Here is a 15,203-nt window from a genome sequence, read left to right as displayed (position 1 = left end):
TCTCCCGATCACAGTAGTCTGGGTTTTTGTGGCGATCATCCCGGCGCGCCTGAAAGAGCCGCTGTACCGGCTCTACGAATTGCGGCTACGGCAGGGCCTGGCGGCCTCCCGATCGGCGCTGCCGCGCCATATCGCCGTGCTGTGCGACGGCAACCGGCGCTGGGCCCGCGACGCCGGCTACGACGACGTCAGCTACGGCTACCGGATGGGCGCTGCCAAGATCGCCGAGATGCTGCGGTGGTGCGCCGACGCCGGCATCGAGATGGCCACCGTCTATCTGCTGTCCACCGAGAACCTGCAACGCGACCGCGAAGAGCTCGCCGCGCTCATCGAGATCATCACCGATGTGGTGGAGGAGATCTGCGCACCGGCCAACCGCTGGAGCGTGCGCACCGTCGGGGACCTGGAACTGATCGGCGCCGAGGCTGCCCAACGGTTGCGCGCCGCGGTAGAGGGCACAGCTCGCACGGGTGAGTTTCACGTCAACGTCGCCGTCGGCTACGGCGGCCGGCAGGAGATCGTCGACGCCGTGCGCGGCCTGCTCGGCAAGGAACTGGCCAACGGCGCCACCGCCGAGGAACTGGTCGAAGCCGTGACCGTCGAGGGCATTTCGGAGAACCTCTACACCTCCGGTCAGCCCGATCCCGATCTGGTGATCCGCACCTCCGGCGAGCAGCGGCTGTCCGGCTTCCTGCTGTGGCAGAGCGCCTATTCGGAGATGTGGTTCACCGAGGCGCACTGGCCGGCGTTCCGCCGGGTCGACTTCCTGCGCGCGCTGCGCGACTACAGCGTTCGACATCGGCGATTCGGGCGGTAGCGGTGATCGTGCTGTCGGGCCTGGTGTTCACCCTGAGCTGGTGGCTCGGGACCTACCTGCTGGCCCGGGACCCCCGCAAGCCGGTGCTGGTGCTGGCCGCCGTCGGGCTGTGCGGCTTCGCGGCCGTGGTCGCCGCCGACGCGGTGCGGGCGGTGTGGCAGCCGGAGCTACTCGGCAAGCTGGAGATCTACCTGGCCGTGGTGCCCGGGGTGGCCTGGTTCGCGGTGCTGCTGGAGTTGGGCCGGCCCTGCGACCGTTGGGGCGGCCGGGGGCGTGAGACGCTGCTGATCGGCGCGGTGGCCGCGGTGGCGCTGACCGGTGCGGCCTGGGCCGGCAGCGTCGATGGACCACTGCGGGCCGGGCACTGGCTGCTGTTCGCGGTGATCTCGGCGTCCACGGTCGGGGCGATGGTCAAGGCGCTGATCCGGCCGGCGCAGCCCGGTTCGGTGCTCGGGGTGGTGGTCGTCGCGACGTTGTTCTTCGCGTTGGCCAACGCGATCCTGATCATCCCGCTCGGGGTGGTGCCCAGCGGGATCGCGTTGGCCGCCACCGGTTTCGACGTGCTGCTGCTGGGGCTGGCGGTGGCGCTGTGGGATGCCTTCGACGAGGGCCAGGCGCTGCGCCTGGACATGCTGCGCTCGTTTCTGGCCTCCGGCGCGATGACGACGCTGCTGGGCGGCCAGGTCCTGCTCGCGTTGGTGCTGACCCGCGGCGACACCGGCACCCAGGTCGTGCTGACGGTGCTGATGTTCACCATGATCGCGGTGGCCATCGAGGCGCAGGTGTTCATCGACCGGCTGGCCGGGATCTTCGATCGGCTGGCGTTCTGGCGGTCCCCGGAGCTGCGCGCCGACCGTGCCGCGCTGCGCGAGACCGAGGCGGCGCTGGCGCTGCGCTCGAGCGGCCCGCTCGACGACCTCGACGAGGACGCCTTCGTCCGGCTCACCCGGCGGGCGCTGGGCCACTACGGGGATCTGTCGAAACTGGTCGCCAGCCCGCTGACCGCGCTGCCGGTGATCGACGAACGACTGGCGGCCCGCGGCGCCCCCGATGCTCCGCTGGAGCGCGCCAACGAACTCAAGGCGTTGCTGGCCGACCGGATCTCGGCGCTCAAACCGCGTGACTGCGGCGAGTTCGGTACCACCGAGCAGTGGCGGCACTACAACGCGCTGTACTTCCCGTACGTGGTGGGGGTGCGGGCCTACGCACAGAACGCCACCGCCGCCGGACTCGATCCCACCGCCCGCCAGGCCTGGCAGTGGCTGGTCACCGAGGTGCCGCAGCGCTCCCTGCACAACTGGCAGAACGCCGGGGCCCGGGTGATCGCCGCCGATCTGCGCGGCCGGGTCGAGGTGTCGCCAGGCCTCTGACCTGCGATTGGCAGCGCTTGGCAGTGCCGTGCGTCGATGTGGCAGCGGGTTGTGAGCAACGTCGGGGGTGTCAGTAGAAGACCCTGGACAAGGAGCTTGATCATGACCGCAATAACCACGCCGATCCTGTTCGACGCGACCGACTCACTGCTGCGCTTCGCCCTGCGCGCCGACGCCGTCATCACCGGAATCATCGGTTTGGCCGGTGTGATCGCCGCCCGCCCGATGGCGGCCATCGAGGGCCTGACTCCGGCCCACGAATACGCCCTGGCCGCGTTCTGCGTCCTCTACGGAGCGGTGGTGTACTTCCTGTCCGCGCTTCCGGAGGTGCGCCGGGCCGGGATCGGTGTGATCGCCGCGAACCTGGTGTGCACGGTGGCCGCCGTTGCGGTGGTGGAGGCGGGTGTGTTTCCGCTCACCGGAATCGGGATCGCGGCGACGCTGGGCAGTGCCGTCTACACGGCGTTCTTCGCGTGGATGCAGTTCCGCGGACTGCGTCGGCTGAGCTGATCGCGGGTCGCTCAGCGTGTCGCCGCGGCCGCCACCAATTACAGTTTGGGCCATGATGTGGCGGCTGGCGGCGATGACGCTGATTCCCGTGACCCTGATGTTCGCCGAAGCGCCGGCGCAGGCCGACGACAAGAGCTACCTGAGCTACCTCGAGTCCCACGGCTTCAAGTACCAGAACAGCCCGGGGCTGTCGACGCCGGCGGGCGCGGTGCAGTTCGGCGGGTACATCTGCCAGAACCTGCGGCGCGGCCGTCCCGCCCGGGATCGGTTCGGCACGAAGGTCGCCGACGGGATCACCAAGGTGGTGGTGGACGCCGCGCAGAAGGAGATGTGCCCGGACACGTTGGCCGCGACGCCGACACCCACACCCGTGCCGGTGGAGCCGACGCCGACCAACGAGGTGATCCCGCCACTGCCGCCGCAGACTCCGCCGCCGGGGCAGGAGCCGCCGCCGGGGCAGGAACCGCCGCCGGCCGAGCCTCCGCCGCCGAACGAGCCCCCGCCGCCGAACGAGCCCCCGCCGCCGAACGAGCCGCCCGCGCAGGGCCAGCCCGAGCAGCAGCCGGGGCAGCAGCCAGGACAGCCACAGCCGGGAACCGCTACTCTGCCGTAAGTCAGAGCTTGCGCAGCCGCAGCCGGTTGATGGAGTGATCGGCGTCCTTGCGCAGCACCAGGGTGGCCCGCGGCCGGGTCGGCAGGATGTTCTCGATCAGGTTCGGCCGGTTGATGGAACGCCAGATGTCACGCGCGGCTGCCACCGCCTGCTGGTCATTCAGCGCCGCATAGTGGTGGAAGTGCGAGTCGGGGTTGGCGAACGAGGTGGAGCGCATCGCCAGGAACCGCGAGACGTACCAGTGCTCGATGTCCTCCACCCGGGCGTCGACGTAGAGCGAGAAGTCGAACAGGTCCGAGATCATCAGCGTCGGCCCGGTCTGCAGCACGTTGAGGCCCTCGAGGATCAGGATGTCGGGGTGGCGGACCACCTGCTTGGCGCCGGGGACGATGTCGTAGCTCAGGTGCGAGTACACCGGCGCACACACCATGTCGGCGCCGGACTTCACCGACGTCACGAAGCGCATCAGGGCGCGACGGTTGTAGCTGTCGGGAAAACCCTTGCGGTGCATCAGGTTACGGCGTTCCAACTCGTGGTTGGGGTACAGGAACCCGTCGGTGGTGACCAGATCCACCCGCGGATGGTGGCCCCAGCGGGCCAGCAGGGCCTGCAGCACACGAGCTGTCGTCGACTTGCCGACGGCCACGCTGCCGGCCACGCCGATGATGAACGGCACCGGCCGGTCGGGGCTCAGATCGTTCTCGCCGAGGAACTCCGCGGTGGCGGCGAACAGCTGCTGGCGGGCGGCGACCTGCAGGTGCAACAGACGGGCCAGCGGCAGGTAGACCTCTTCGACCTCGAGCAGGTCGACCTGCTCGCCGAGGCCGCGCAGCGCGACGACCTCGTCGGCGCTCAGGGGCATCGGCGTCGACATACGCAGCGTCCGCCATTGCCGTCGGTCGAACTCCACGTAGGGACTCGGCTCACTCAGCCGCCGCATGACCGTACAGTCTTGCAGCCGCCTCGACCGTTAGCCTGATCGGGTATGGAGCCCGACGTCTTGATCCGTGAATACCTGCTGCTCGGTCTGCGCTTCGACCGGATCGAGCCGGGTTACGTCGACGCGTTCACCGGAGATCCGGCGCTGCAACGCCTCGTCGAGAACGAACCGGTACCCGACCCGGCCGAACTGGCCCGCCAGGCCGAGCGGCTGGGAGCGGCACTGCCCGGCGGTCTCGACCAGGCGCGGGCGGACTATCTGCGGGCGCACCTGCGGGCCCTGGCATGCGCCGGGCGCAAGTTCGCCGGGCAGCAGGTCGGATTCGTCGAGGAGGTCAGCGACTACTTCGACGTGGCGACCATCGTCAAGGGCGACCCCGACCGTTACCGGGCCGCGCACGCCCGGCTCGACGAAGCCCTGGGCGGAACGGGTCCGCTGGCCGACCGGATGGCCGCACACCGTCAGGCGGACGAGATTCCGCCGGAGCGGCTGGAGGCGTGCATCCACGCGTTCTCCTCGGCGCTGCGCGACCGGGTCCGCGAGCACTTCCCGCTGCCCGACACCGAGACCATCACCTACGAGGTGGTCACCGACAAGCCGTGGTCGGGATTCAACTACTACCGCGGCGACTATCAATCCACGGTGGCCGTCAACGCCGACCTCAAGCAGCTGATGTCCAACCTGCCGCGGCTGGTCGGCCACGAGTCCTACCCGGGGCATCACACCGAGCACTGCCGCAAGGAGGCCGGGCTGGTGGCGCGGCTCGGTCAGGCCGAGCAGACCATCTTCCTGGTCAACACCCCGCAGTGCCTGATGGCCGAGGGCCTGGCCGACCTGGCGCTGTATGCCGCGGTCGGCCCGGGGTGGGGTGCGTGGGCGGCGGAGATCTACGCCGATCTGGGACTGCGGTTCGACGGCGAACGGGCCGAAGCGGTGTCCGCGGCGGCCGCCGAGCTGGCCGATGTGCGCCAGGACGCGGCACTGATGTTGCACGACGAGCACCGCGACACCGACGAGGTGGCCGCGTATCTTCGCCGCTGGCTGCTGGTCACCGACGACCGGGCCCGGCAGAGCATGCGGTTCCTGTCCTCGCCGCTGTGGCGGGCCTACACCTCGACCTATGTGGAGGGCTACCGGCTGCTGCGCGGCTGGCTGGACGCCCGGCCGGTGGGCGTGAGCCTCACCGAGCGGTTCGGTCGGCTGCTGGACGAGCCGCTCATTCCGTCGGCGATAGACTTGCCCGCGTGACTGCCGCACCCCAAACCCGTCCCACTTCCACGATGTCGACGCCGCTTGCCGAGCTCGATCCCGACATCGCCGAGCTGCTCGGCAAGGAACTGGGGCGTCAGCGCGACACCCTGGAGATGATCGCCTCGGAGAACTTCGTGCCGCGGGCGGTGCTGCAGGCGCACGGCAGTGTGCTGACCAACAAATACGCCGAGGGCCTGCCCGGCCGGCGCTACTACGGCGGGTGCGAGCACGTCGACGTGGTGGAGAACATCGCCCGCGACCGTGCCAAGGAACTGTTCGGCGCCGACTTCGCCAACGTGCAGCCGCACTCCGGGGCCCAAGCCAACGCCGCGGTGCTGCAGGCGCTGATGGAGCCCGGCGACCGGCTGCTCGGCCTGGACCTGGCCAACGGCGGACACCTGACCCACGGGATGCGGCTGAACTTCTCCGGCAAGCTCTACGAGAACGCCTTCTACGGCGTGGACGCGGTCAGCCACCGCATCGACATGGACGTGGTGCGCACGCAGGCACTGGAGTTCAAGCCGAAGGTGATCGTCGCCGGCTGGTCGGCCTACCCGCGCATCCTGGACTTCGAAGCGTTCGCCTCGATCGCCGCCGAGGTCGGCGCCACGTTGTGGGTGGACATGGCGCACTTCGCCGGGCTGGTGGCCGCCGGACTGCACCCCTCGCCGGTGCCGCACGCCCAGGTCGTCTCGTCCACCGTGCACAAGACCCTCGGCGGCCCGCGCTCCGGGCTGATCATCGGCAAGAAGGAGTTCGCCAAGCAGATCAACTCGGCGGTCTTCCCGGGCCAGCAGGGCGGCCCGCTGATGCACGTGATCGCCGCCAAGGCCGTCGCGCTCAAGATCGCCGGCACGGCCGAGTTCGCCGAGCGTCAGCAGCGGGTGCTCTCCGGCGCGAAGATCCTCGCCGACCGGCTGCTTGCCGCCGACGTCGCCAAGGCCGGGGTGTCGGTGGTCAGCGGTGGCACCGACGTGCACCTGGTGCTGGTCGACCTGCGGGACTCGCCGCTGGACGGCCAGATGGCCGAGGACCTGCTGCACGAGGTCGGCATCACCGTCAACCGCAACGCCGTCCCGAACGACCCGCGGCCGCCGATGGTCACCTCGGGGCTGCGGGTGGGCACTCCGGCGCTGGCCTCCCGTGGCTTCGGCGACGCGGAGTTCACCGAGGTCGCCGACGTCATCGCCACCGCGCTGGCGGCGGGTTCGGCCGCCGACGTACCGGCGCTGCGGGCCCGGGTCACCAAGCTGGCACAGGACTTCCCGCTGTATGACGGCCTGGAGGACTGGAAGCTCGTTTAGGGCAGGGTTTGACACGCCCGGCGCGCCCGAGTTGACAAGATAGTGTGAATTCGGGTTACAGTAACTTTCATGGCTGAACGTCCTGTTGCGAATGCGCTGATCCGCGAGCTGGAGCCGGTGGTCGACGCGAACCTGGTCCGGCACATCGACACCGTCGACCCGTGGTTCGCGCACGACTACGTGCCGTTCGAGCAGGGACGCAACTTCGCCTTCCTGGGCGGCACGGATTGGGACCCGTCGCAGGTCTCGCTGCCCAAGGTGATCGCCGAAGCATGCGAGATCCTGCTCGTCGAGAAGGACAGCCTGGCCGGCTACCACCGCGAGCTTGTCGAGCACTTCATCCTCGAAGACAAGTGGGGGCGCTGGATCGGCCGCTGGACCGCCGAGGAGCACCTGCACGCGATCGCGCTGCGGGAGTACCTGATGGTGACCCGCGACATCGACCCCAACGCCAACGAGCGGGTCCGGATGGAGCACGTGCAGAAGGGCTACCGCGCCGACCACTTCAGCCAGGTCGAGACGTTGGTGTTCATGGCGTTCTACGAGCGCGCCTGCGCCGAGTTCTGCCGCAACCTGGCCGACAAGACCGAGGAGCCGGTGCTCAAGGGGCTGATCGGCCGGATCGCCGCCGACGAGGAGCGCCACGAGGAGTTCTTCGCGAACCTGGTCACGCACTGCCTGGACTTCGTGCCCGAGGAGACGGTGGCCGCCATCGCCGCCCGGGCCGCCGACGTCAAAGTCGTCGGCGCCGAGATCGACGCCTATGCCGACCGGCAGGCCGGGATCGCCGCGGCCGGCATCTTCGGACCCGACCAGTTGCGACGGGTGGTCTCCGACCGGATCAGCGCGTGGGGGCTGGCCGCGAACCCCGACCTCAAGGGCTTCGCCATCAGCTGATTTGCTCCGGCGCGCCTGCGGGGCGCGCATGCGTCGGCGGGGGTACCGTCGCACTCGATGGCTAGCCACATGCTCTGCTGTCTAGGCGGCACCACCGGTCGTGAACACGACAGACCGGCCCTGGTCTTGGTGCTGTCTCACCCCGTCGAATTGCTCGCGCGGGGTCGCGCGGGCCTGCACCCGCTGGAGCGCTGAAGTGCCTGAAATCCGGACGTACGTGCTCGACACCTCCGTGTTGCTGTCGGACCCGTGGGCCTGTGCCCGGTTCGCCGAACACGAAGTCGTGGTTCCTCTGGTGGTGATCAGCGAGTTGGAGGCCAAACGCCACCACCATGAGCTGGGCTGGTTCGCGCGCCAGGCGCTGCGCATCTTCGACGACATGCGACTGGAGCACGGACGGCTCGATCAGCCCATTCCCGTTGGGACGCAGGGCGGTACGCTGCACGTCGAGCTCAACCACAGCGACCCCGCCGTATTGCCGACCGGATTCCGTTCCGACAGCAACGACTCCCGGATCCTGACCTGCGCCGCCAACCTGGCCGCAGAGGGACGACGAGTCACGTTGGTGAGCAAGGACATTCCGCTGCGGGTCAAGGCCGCTGCGCTCGGCCTGGCCGCCGACGAGTACCACGCCCAGGACGTCGTGGTCTCCGGCTGGACCGGGATGGATGAGGTCGAGGCGTCCGTCGACGACATCGACGCCCTGTTCGGCGAGGGTGAGATCGACCTGACCGCTGCACGGGATCTGCCGTGCCACACCGGAATCCGGTTACTCGCCGGTGCCTCTCACGCACTGGGCCGGGTCAATGCCGCCAAGCGGGTGCAGCTGGTCCGCGGCGACCGGGAGGTGTTCGGGCTGCGCGGGCGCTCCGCGGAGCAGCGAGTGGCACTGGACCTGTTGCTCGACGAATCGGTGGGCATCGTCTCGCTCGGCGGTAAGGCCGGCACCGGCAAGTCCGCCCTGGCGCTGTGCGCCGGCCTGGAAGCCGTGCTGGAACGGCGCGCCCAGCGCAAGGTGGTGGTGTTCCGCCCGCTGTATGCCGTCGGCGGCCAGGAGCTGGGCTACCTGCCGGGCAGCGAGAACGAGAAGATGGGGCCGTGGGCCCAGGCGGTGTTCGACACCCTCGAAGGTCTGGCCAGCCCGGCGGTGCTCGAAGAGGTGCTCTCCCGCGGGATGCTGGAAGTGTTGCCGCTGACCCACATTCGGGGCCGCTCCCTGCACGACTCGTTCGTGATCGTCGACGAGGCCCAGTCGCTGGAACGCAACGTGCTGCTGACCGTGCTGTCCCGGCTGGGCACGGGGTCGCGGGTGGTGCTCACCCACGACGTCGCCCAGCGTGACAACCTGCGGGTCGGCCGGCACGACGGGATCGCCGCGGTCATCGAGAAGCTCAAGGGCCACCCGCTGTTCGCCCACATCACGCTGCTGCGCAGCGAGCGTTCGCCGATCGCCGCGCTGGTCACCGAGATGCTCGAGGAGATCAACCCAGAGTCGCTGCCCTGAGCCCCCGGTAGGCTGCCGGGGTGGCAGAACGTGCGCGCATAGGTGTCGTGGCGATAGCTGTTGCGGTGCTCGGCGCCTGCACCAGCCATGTACACGAGGCGTTGGCCGAACCGGTGGACTGCGCCGTCGTCAAGTGCGTGGCGCTGACGTTCGACGACGGCCCGTCGCCGTATACCGATCGGCTGCTGGGGATCTTGAACGATGCCGGGGCCCGCGCGACGTTCTTCCTGATCGGCAACAAGGTGGCGGACAACCCGGCTACCGCGAGGCGGATCGCCGAGGCCGGGATGCAGATCGGCAGCCACACCTGGGAACACCCGAACATGACCACGATCCCGGCCGGGGATGTGCCCGCGCAGTTCTCGAAGGCCAACGACGCGATCGCCTCGGCCACAGGGGTTAAGCCGACGCTGTGGCGCCCACCCGGCGGGCTCACCGACGACGCGGTGAACGCCCGGGCGGCCGAATTCGGCCTGGCCGGGGTCCTCTGGGATGTCATCCCATTCGACTGGATCAACGACGCCGATATCGCCGCCAGCCGCTACATGCTGATGACCCAGATCAAGCCCGGATCGGTGGTGCTGTTCCACGACACCTACTCATCCACCGTCGACCTGGTGTACCAGTTCCTGCCGGTGCTCAAAGCCAATGGCTACCACATGGTTACGGTCAGCGAGCTGCTCGGCCCGCGCGCACCGGGCAGCGTCTACGGCAGCCGGGACAACGGCCCGCCGGTCAACGAGTTGCACGACATCCCGGCCGCGGACATCCCGTCGTTGCCGGCGACACCGTCGCCGCCGCCGATGCCGAACTTGCCGATCACCGACATTCCCGGGGCGAATTCGGGGGGACCGAACAACGGGGCGTGACGCTCATCGAGCGGGATCGTCGGCGACCTCGATCTCGCCGGCACCCGCCGCCGCCCGCAGTAGGTGGAAGTCGTCGTCTATCGCGCGCGACGGATATCGGCCGCCCAGACGACGAAGCGTGACAGAATCTGCATGCATGACTGATTTCACCAGGCGTGCAATTCTCGGTCGATTTGCTGCCGTCGGCGTTACCGCCGCGGCCGCCTCCGCGCTGACGTCGGCGTGTGAGGGCAACCAAGTCGGTGGCTCGATAACTACCGACAACAAGGTCAAGCCGGCGACGGAGGCGACCAAGGCCGCCAACAACAAGGTGCGCGATTCGCTGCCGTTCAACGACCGCGGCGACTTCGAGGATGCCCAGCGCAATCTCGTCGCCCGTCCCGACACCCTGACCATCACCGACGCCGACGGCAAGGTCGTCTGGGATCTGGAGAGCTACAAGAAGTTCATCGCCGACGACAAGCCGGCACCCGATACCGTCAACCCCAGCCTGTGGCGCAACGCGCAGCTGTGCATGAACTACGGCCTGTTCAAGGTCGTCGACCGCATCTACCAGGTGCGCGGCTACGACCTGTCGAACATCACCTTCATCCAGGGTGACACCGGCTGGATCGTGTTCGACACGCTGATCTCGCCCGAGACGGCCAAGGCCGCGCTGGATCTGGTGAATCAGCATCTCGGGGAGAAGCCCATCGTCGCCGTCGTACACAGCCACTCCCACACCGACCACTACGGCGGGGTGCGCGGGATCATCGCCCAGCAGGACGTCGACTCCGGCAAGGTCAAGGTCATCGCGCCGGTGAACTTCGTCGAGGACGTCGTCGACGAGAACGTGATCGCCGGCAACGCGATGTCGCGACGCGCGGTCTACATGTACGGTGCCCTGCTGCCCCGTGATCCCGCTGGCGGGGTGAACGCCGGTCTGGGGCAGACGATCTCGACCGGAAAGCCGACCTTGGTCATTCCGACCGACATCGTCTCCACGACCGGAACGAAACTGACCGTCGACGGTGTCGAGATGGTGTTCCAGATGACGCCCGGCACCGAGGCGCCCACCGAGATGAACACGTTCTTCCCGCAGTTCAAAGCGATGTGGATGGCGGAGAACACCACCAACACCATGCACAACCTGCTCACGCTGCGCGGCGCGCAGGTGCGCAACCCGCTGATCTGGGCGGCATTCATCGACGAGACCATCCGGCTCTACGGCGCGCAGACCGAGGTGAAGTTCCAGAGCCACCACTGGCCGATGTGGGGCAACGCCAAGATCATCGACTACTTCAAGCGTCAGCGCGATCTGTACAAATACACCCACGACCAGTCGGTGCGGTTGATGAACCAGGGCCTGATCGGCTCGGAGATCGCCGAAGAGATCTCACTGCCCCCCGAACTGAACGACTTCTGGCCGGGCCGCGGCTACTACGGCACGCTCAGGCACAATTCCCGTGCGGTGTATCAGCGCTACATGGGCTGGTATGACGGCAATCCCTCGGACCTGGACGACCTGCCACCGGCCGACGCCGCCACCAAATACATCGAGTACATGGGTGGCGAGAACGCGGTGTTGAAGAGGGTCAAGGGCGATATCGACTCCGGCAATTACCGTTGGGCCGCAATGGTGCTCAAGCACGTCGTCTTCGCCAACCCGGACAGCGTCGCCGGCAAGAACCTGCTGGCCGACTGCTATGAGCAACTCGGCTACCAGGCCGAGTCCGGCCCGTGGCGTGCGGAGTACCTGCAGGGGGCGTACGAACTGCGCAACGGAGTGCCGGACGTCGCCGCCACCGATACCGTCAGCCCGGACACCATCCGGGCCATGCCGCCGGAGAAGTTGTTCGACTATCTCGCGGTGCGCCTCAACGGGCCGAAGGCGGCGGGCAAGAAGATCACCCTCAACATGAAGTTCACCGATCTGAAATCCGAATACGGACTGACGGTCGAGAACGGTGTGCTGAACTACGCGCCCGAGCCGGTGGCCGGCGCCGACGCCGACCTCACCTTGACCAAGGCAACCCTCGACGACATCGAGCTCAAGAACGTCAGCCTGGATGAGGCCATCGCGACCAAGAAGATCACCATCGACGGCAATCGGGGCGCCTTCGACGAGTTCATGGGGCTGCTGGACACCTTCCCGTTCTGGTTCAACATCGTCACGCCCTGATCCCGGGGGAGTCTGTCGTCAAGTTGCCTCATGTCAAGATGCGCGCGTAGCACGGTTCGTTGCCTCACGTAGACGTGCGCGCTTGTTGATTTGGGGTTCAGCGGCGGGGCCGGCCTTGGTGGTGGTCAGGGTGAACAGCTGGGTCGTTAACGCCTGAATCTGGCGTTGGGTCCACCGCGCCGCCCATCACGACCCCTGGTGCCCCACCGTGCCACACGAGATCGATCCCGACGACCCGCCGCCCTTCTGAATGTCGAGTAGGACCACCACGCCCGCGGCGGCCAGGGACAGCGCCCCGACCACCCAGAGTCCGGCCTTGTTGCTGCCGGTCAGATCGGCCAGCCAGCCCGTGACGTAGGGCCCGCCGAAGCCGCTGATGTTGCCCAGGGAGTTGATCAGGGCGATGCCGCCGGCCGCCGCTGTTCCGGTGAGGAACGTCGACGGCAGCGCCCAGAAGACCGGCATGGCGCACATGATCGCGCACGTGGACAGCGTGATCGCGACCATCGCCAGGTACGGATTGGCCAGGTACAACGCCGCTGGGATAGACACGCCGCCGACGATCGCCGGGATCGCCACATGCCAGACGCGTTCGCCGGTCCGGTCGGCGTGGCGCGCCCAGGGCACCATGACCACCGCCGCTACGGCCCAGGGAATCGCGGTCACCAGGCCGCGCCCGATGACGCTCAGGTGTAGGCCGTACTGCTGCTGGAACCCGGCGACGATGGTCGGCAGGAAGAACCCGACGGCGTAGAGCCCGTAGACGATTCCGAAGTAGACGAACGCCAGCGCCAGCATTCTGGGGTGAGACAGCGCCTTGCTCAGCGGCCAATGCCCATCGGCTGCCGCCTGCTCGTCGGCCAAGGTGCTCTGGAGCCATTGGCGTTCGCTGTCATTGAGCCAATGCGCCTGTGCCGGACGGTCGGTCAGGTAGAACCAGCAGGCGAATGCCAGCGCAACAGCCGGCAGCCCCTCGGCCACAAACATCACCCGCCAGCCGGACAGCCCGAATATGCCTTGGCCCCAGTCGATCACCAGTGACGACAGGGTGGAGCCGACTGCCGTCGACACCGGCACCGCCACCATGAACAGCGACACGGCCTGCGACCGCTGCCGCTGCGGGAACCAGAACGTCAGGTACAAGATGATGCCCGGGAAGAATCCGGCCTCGGCCACCCCCAACAGGAACCGCAGCGCCACCAGCGTCGGCGCGTTCGGAACGAAAGCGATTGCGGTGCTGACGATTCCCCAGGTCAACATGATGCGGGCCAGCCAGCGCCGGCCGCCGAAGCGGTGCAGTGCGATGTTGGACGGTATCTCCAGCAGCAGGTAACCGAAGAAGAAGATCCCCGAGGCGAACCCGAACGTCGTCGCTGTCATGCCGAGCTCGGCGTTCATCCCGTTGGGCCCGGCGAAGCCGATGTTGACACGGTCGAGGTAGTTGACGAAGTAGAGCAGCCCCAGGAACGGGATCAGGCGCCGCGACACCTTCGCGATCGCCGAGGTGCCCGCCGCAGACGCAGCGGGTTCGGCGTTCATCGGTTGCGGCTCAGTCCTTCACCTTGGCCATCGCCAGCACGTCGAGGCGCTTGTCCAGCTCGGCCTCGGACAGCTTGTCGCCGATCAGGCCGCGGTCGATCACGGTCTGGCGAATGGTCTTACGCTCCTTGAGGGCTTGCTTGGCCACCGCGGCGGCCTCCTCGTAGCCGATCGCGGAGTTCAGCGGCGTCACGATCGACGGGCTGGACTCGGCCAGCTCCCGCAGGTGCTCGGTGTTGGCGACCAGTCCGACGATGCAGCGCTCGGCGAACAGTCGCGAGACGTTGCTCAGCAGCGTGAAGGACTCCAGCATGTTGCGGGCCATCATCGGGATGTAGACGTTGAGCTCGAAGGCACCGTTGCCGCCGCCCCAGGCGATCGCCGCGTCGTTGCCGATAACCTGTGCCGCCACCTGGGTGACCGCCTCGGGCAGAACGGGATTGACCTTGCCCGGCATGATCGAACTGCCCGGCTGCAGGTCCGGCAGCTGAATCTCGGCCAGCCCGGTCAGCGGACCCGAGCCCATCCAACGGACGTCGTTGGCGATCTTGGTCAGCGACACCGCGATGGTGCGCAGCGCACCGGACGCCTCGACCAGGCCGTCACGCGCGGCCTGGGCCTCGAACGAGTTCGCCGCGGTCCGCAGCTCGGTAATCCCGGTCTCGGCGACCAGCACCTCAACCACCTTGGCGCCGAAGCCATCCGGGGCGTTCAGGCCGGTGCCGACGGCGGTGCCGCCGATCGCCAGTTCACCCAGGCGGGGAAGGCACCCGCGCACTCGTTCTATGCCGGCCTCGATCTGGCGGGCGTAGCCGGAGAATTCCTGGCCCAGCGTCACCGGCACGGCGTCCATCAGGTGGGTGCGGCCCGACTTCACCACGGTGCGCCATTCGACAGCCTTGGCGGCCAGCGCCTCATGCAGCACCTGCAGCGACGGAATCAGGTGGCGCACAGCGGCTTCGGTGGCCGCGATGTGGGTGGCGGTCGGGAAGGTGTCGTTGGACGACTGCGACATGTTCACGTCGTCATTGGGGTGTACCGTCACCCCGTTGGCGGCGGCGATCGAGGCGATCACCTCGTTGGTGTTCATGTTCGAGCTGGTGCCCGAGCCGGTCTGGAACACGTCGATGGGGAACTGGTCGTCGTGCTTACCGTCGGCGATCTCGGCGGCGGCGGCCTTGATGGCGGCGGCCTTCTCCGGGGCGAGCAGGCCCAGGTCGGCGTTCACCTGCGCGCAGGCGCTCTTGAGCAGGCCCAGTGCCCGGATCTGGGTGCGCTCCAGGCCACGCCCGGAGATCGGGAAGTTCTCCACCGCGCGCTGGGTCTGGGCGCGCCACAACGCATTCACCGGCACCCGGACCTCGCCCATGGTGTCGTGTTCGATGCGGTATTCGATCTCGCTCATTGCTATGCAGTCCTCGGGTAGAC

At 68.1% G+C, this 15,203-nt stretch carries 14 protein-coding genes; 10 read left to right on the top strand and 4 right to left on the bottom strand.

Features of this window, described 5'->3' with window-relative positions; translation table 11 throughout:
• Positions 1-28: 28 nt before the first annotated feature.
• The 4 genes from K6T84_RS01240 to K6T84_RS01225 all read left to right on the top strand — a co-directional run bounded on the left by K6T84_RS01240 (position 29) and on the right by K6T84_RS01225 (position 3,310).
• On the top strand, positions 29-817 hold the full coding sequence (locus K6T84_RS01240; protein WP_224864801.1) for a (2Z,6E)-farnesyl diphosphate synthase: 789 nt from the start codon (positions 29-31) through the stop codon (positions 815-817).
• Between the two features lie 2 nt (positions 818-819).
• Complete coding sequence (locus K6T84_RS01235) at positions 820-2,187, top strand: hypothetical protein (RefSeq protein ID WP_224864802.1); 1,368 nt, start codon at positions 820-822, stop codon at positions 2,185-2,187.
• Positions 2,188-2,289: 102 nt separating this feature from the next.
• Positions 2,290-2,697, top strand: coding sequence for a hypothetical protein (locus tag K6T84_RS01230; RefSeq protein ID WP_225401610.1), 408 nt, complete (start codon positions 2,290-2,292; stop codon positions 2,695-2,697).
• 52 nt (positions 2,698-2,749) lie between these two features.
• Positions 2,750-3,310: a DUF732 domain-containing protein gene (locus K6T84_RS01225; protein ID WP_224864804.1), complete on the top strand. Its 561-nt coding sequence runs from the start codon at positions 2,750-2,752 to the stop codon at positions 3,308-3,310.
• Position 3,311: 1 nt separating this feature from the next.
• On the opposite strand, the gene coaA is transcribed toward K6T84_RS01225, so the two are convergent.
• Positions 3,312-4,250 (bottom strand): type I pantothenate kinase, encoded by a 939-nt coding sequence (gene coaA, locus K6T84_RS01220; protein ID WP_225401611.1) that lies wholly within the window; start codon positions 4,248-4,250, stop codon positions 3,312-3,314.
• Positions 4,251-4,295: 45 nt separating this feature from the next.
• Here coaA and K6T84_RS01215 point away from each other — a divergent pair, with 45 nt between their 5' ends.
• The 5 genes from K6T84_RS01215 (at position 4,296) to K6T84_RS01195 (ending at position 10,075) form a co-directional block, all read left to right on the top strand.
• Positions 4,296-5,498, top strand: coding sequence for a DUF885 domain-containing protein (locus K6T84_RS01215; protein ID WP_225401612.1), 1,203 nt, complete (start codon positions 4,296-4,298; stop codon positions 5,496-5,498).
• A gap of 32 nt (positions 5,499-5,530) precedes the next feature.
• On the top strand, positions 5,531-6,805 hold the full coding sequence (gene glyA, locus K6T84_RS01210; RefSeq protein ID WP_225401978.1) for a serine hydroxymethyltransferase: 1,275 nt from the start codon (positions 5,531-5,533) through the stop codon (positions 6,803-6,805).
• A 69-nt stretch (positions 6,806-6,874) separates the two neighbouring features.
• Positions 6,875-7,702, top strand: coding sequence for an acyl-ACP desaturase (locus tag K6T84_RS01205; protein ID WP_225401613.1), 828 nt, complete (start codon positions 6,875-6,877; stop codon positions 7,700-7,702).
• Between the two features lie 196 nt (positions 7,703-7,898).
• Complete coding sequence (gene phoH2 / locus K6T84_RS01200) at positions 7,899-9,206, top strand: RNA 5'-3' helicase PhoH2 (protein WP_225401614.1); 1,308 nt, start codon at positions 7,899-7,901, stop codon at positions 9,204-9,206.
• 20 nt (positions 9,207-9,226) lie between these two features.
• Entirely contained in the window at positions 9,227-10,075 is an 849-nt protein-coding gene (locus K6T84_RS01195) for a polysaccharide deacetylase family protein (RefSeq protein WP_224864809.1), read from the top strand.
• 3 nt (positions 10,076-10,078) lie between these two features.
• On the opposite strand, the gene K6T84_RS01190 is transcribed toward K6T84_RS01195, so the two are convergent.
• Positions 10,079-10,213: a hypothetical protein gene (locus K6T84_RS01190; RefSeq protein ID WP_255612437.1), complete on the bottom strand. Its 135-nt coding sequence runs from the start codon at positions 10,211-10,213 to the stop codon at positions 10,079-10,081.
• On the opposite strand from K6T84_RS01190, the gene K6T84_RS01185 reads away from it, so the two are divergent.
• Positions 10,212-12,236 carry an alkyl/aryl-sulfatase gene (locus K6T84_RS01185; RefSeq protein WP_224864810.1) on the top strand — a complete coding sequence of 675 codons (2,025 nt, stop codon included), beginning with the start codon at positions 10,212-10,214 and terminating at the stop codon, positions 12,234-12,236. The two genes, K6T84_RS01190 and K6T84_RS01185, sit on opposite strands and share 2 nt — an antisense overlap.
• Positions 12,237-12,422: 186 nt before the next feature.
• Here K6T84_RS01185 and K6T84_RS01180 read toward each other — a convergent pair whose 3' ends face one another.
• Entirely contained in the window at positions 12,423-13,775 is a 1,353-nt protein-coding gene (locus K6T84_RS01180) for an MFS transporter (RefSeq protein WP_224864812.1), read from the bottom strand.
• A gap of 10 nt (positions 13,776-13,785) precedes the next feature.
• Positions 13,786-15,180, bottom strand: a complete 1,395-nt coding sequence (locus K6T84_RS01175) for a class II fumarate hydratase (RefSeq protein ID WP_224864813.1) — start codon at positions 15,178-15,180, stop codon at positions 13,786-13,788.
• Between the last annotated feature and the right edge of the window lie 23 nt (positions 15,181-15,203).

Source organism: Mycobacterium zoologicum (assembly GCF_020181635.2).
Taxonomy (GTDB): domain Bacteria; phylum Actinomycetota; class Actinomycetes; order Mycobacteriales; family Mycobacteriaceae; genus Mycobacterium; species Mycobacterium zoologicum.
The sequence above is the reverse complement of the archived record's forward strand: the minus strand, read 5'-3'. Positions and strand labels throughout refer to the sequence as shown.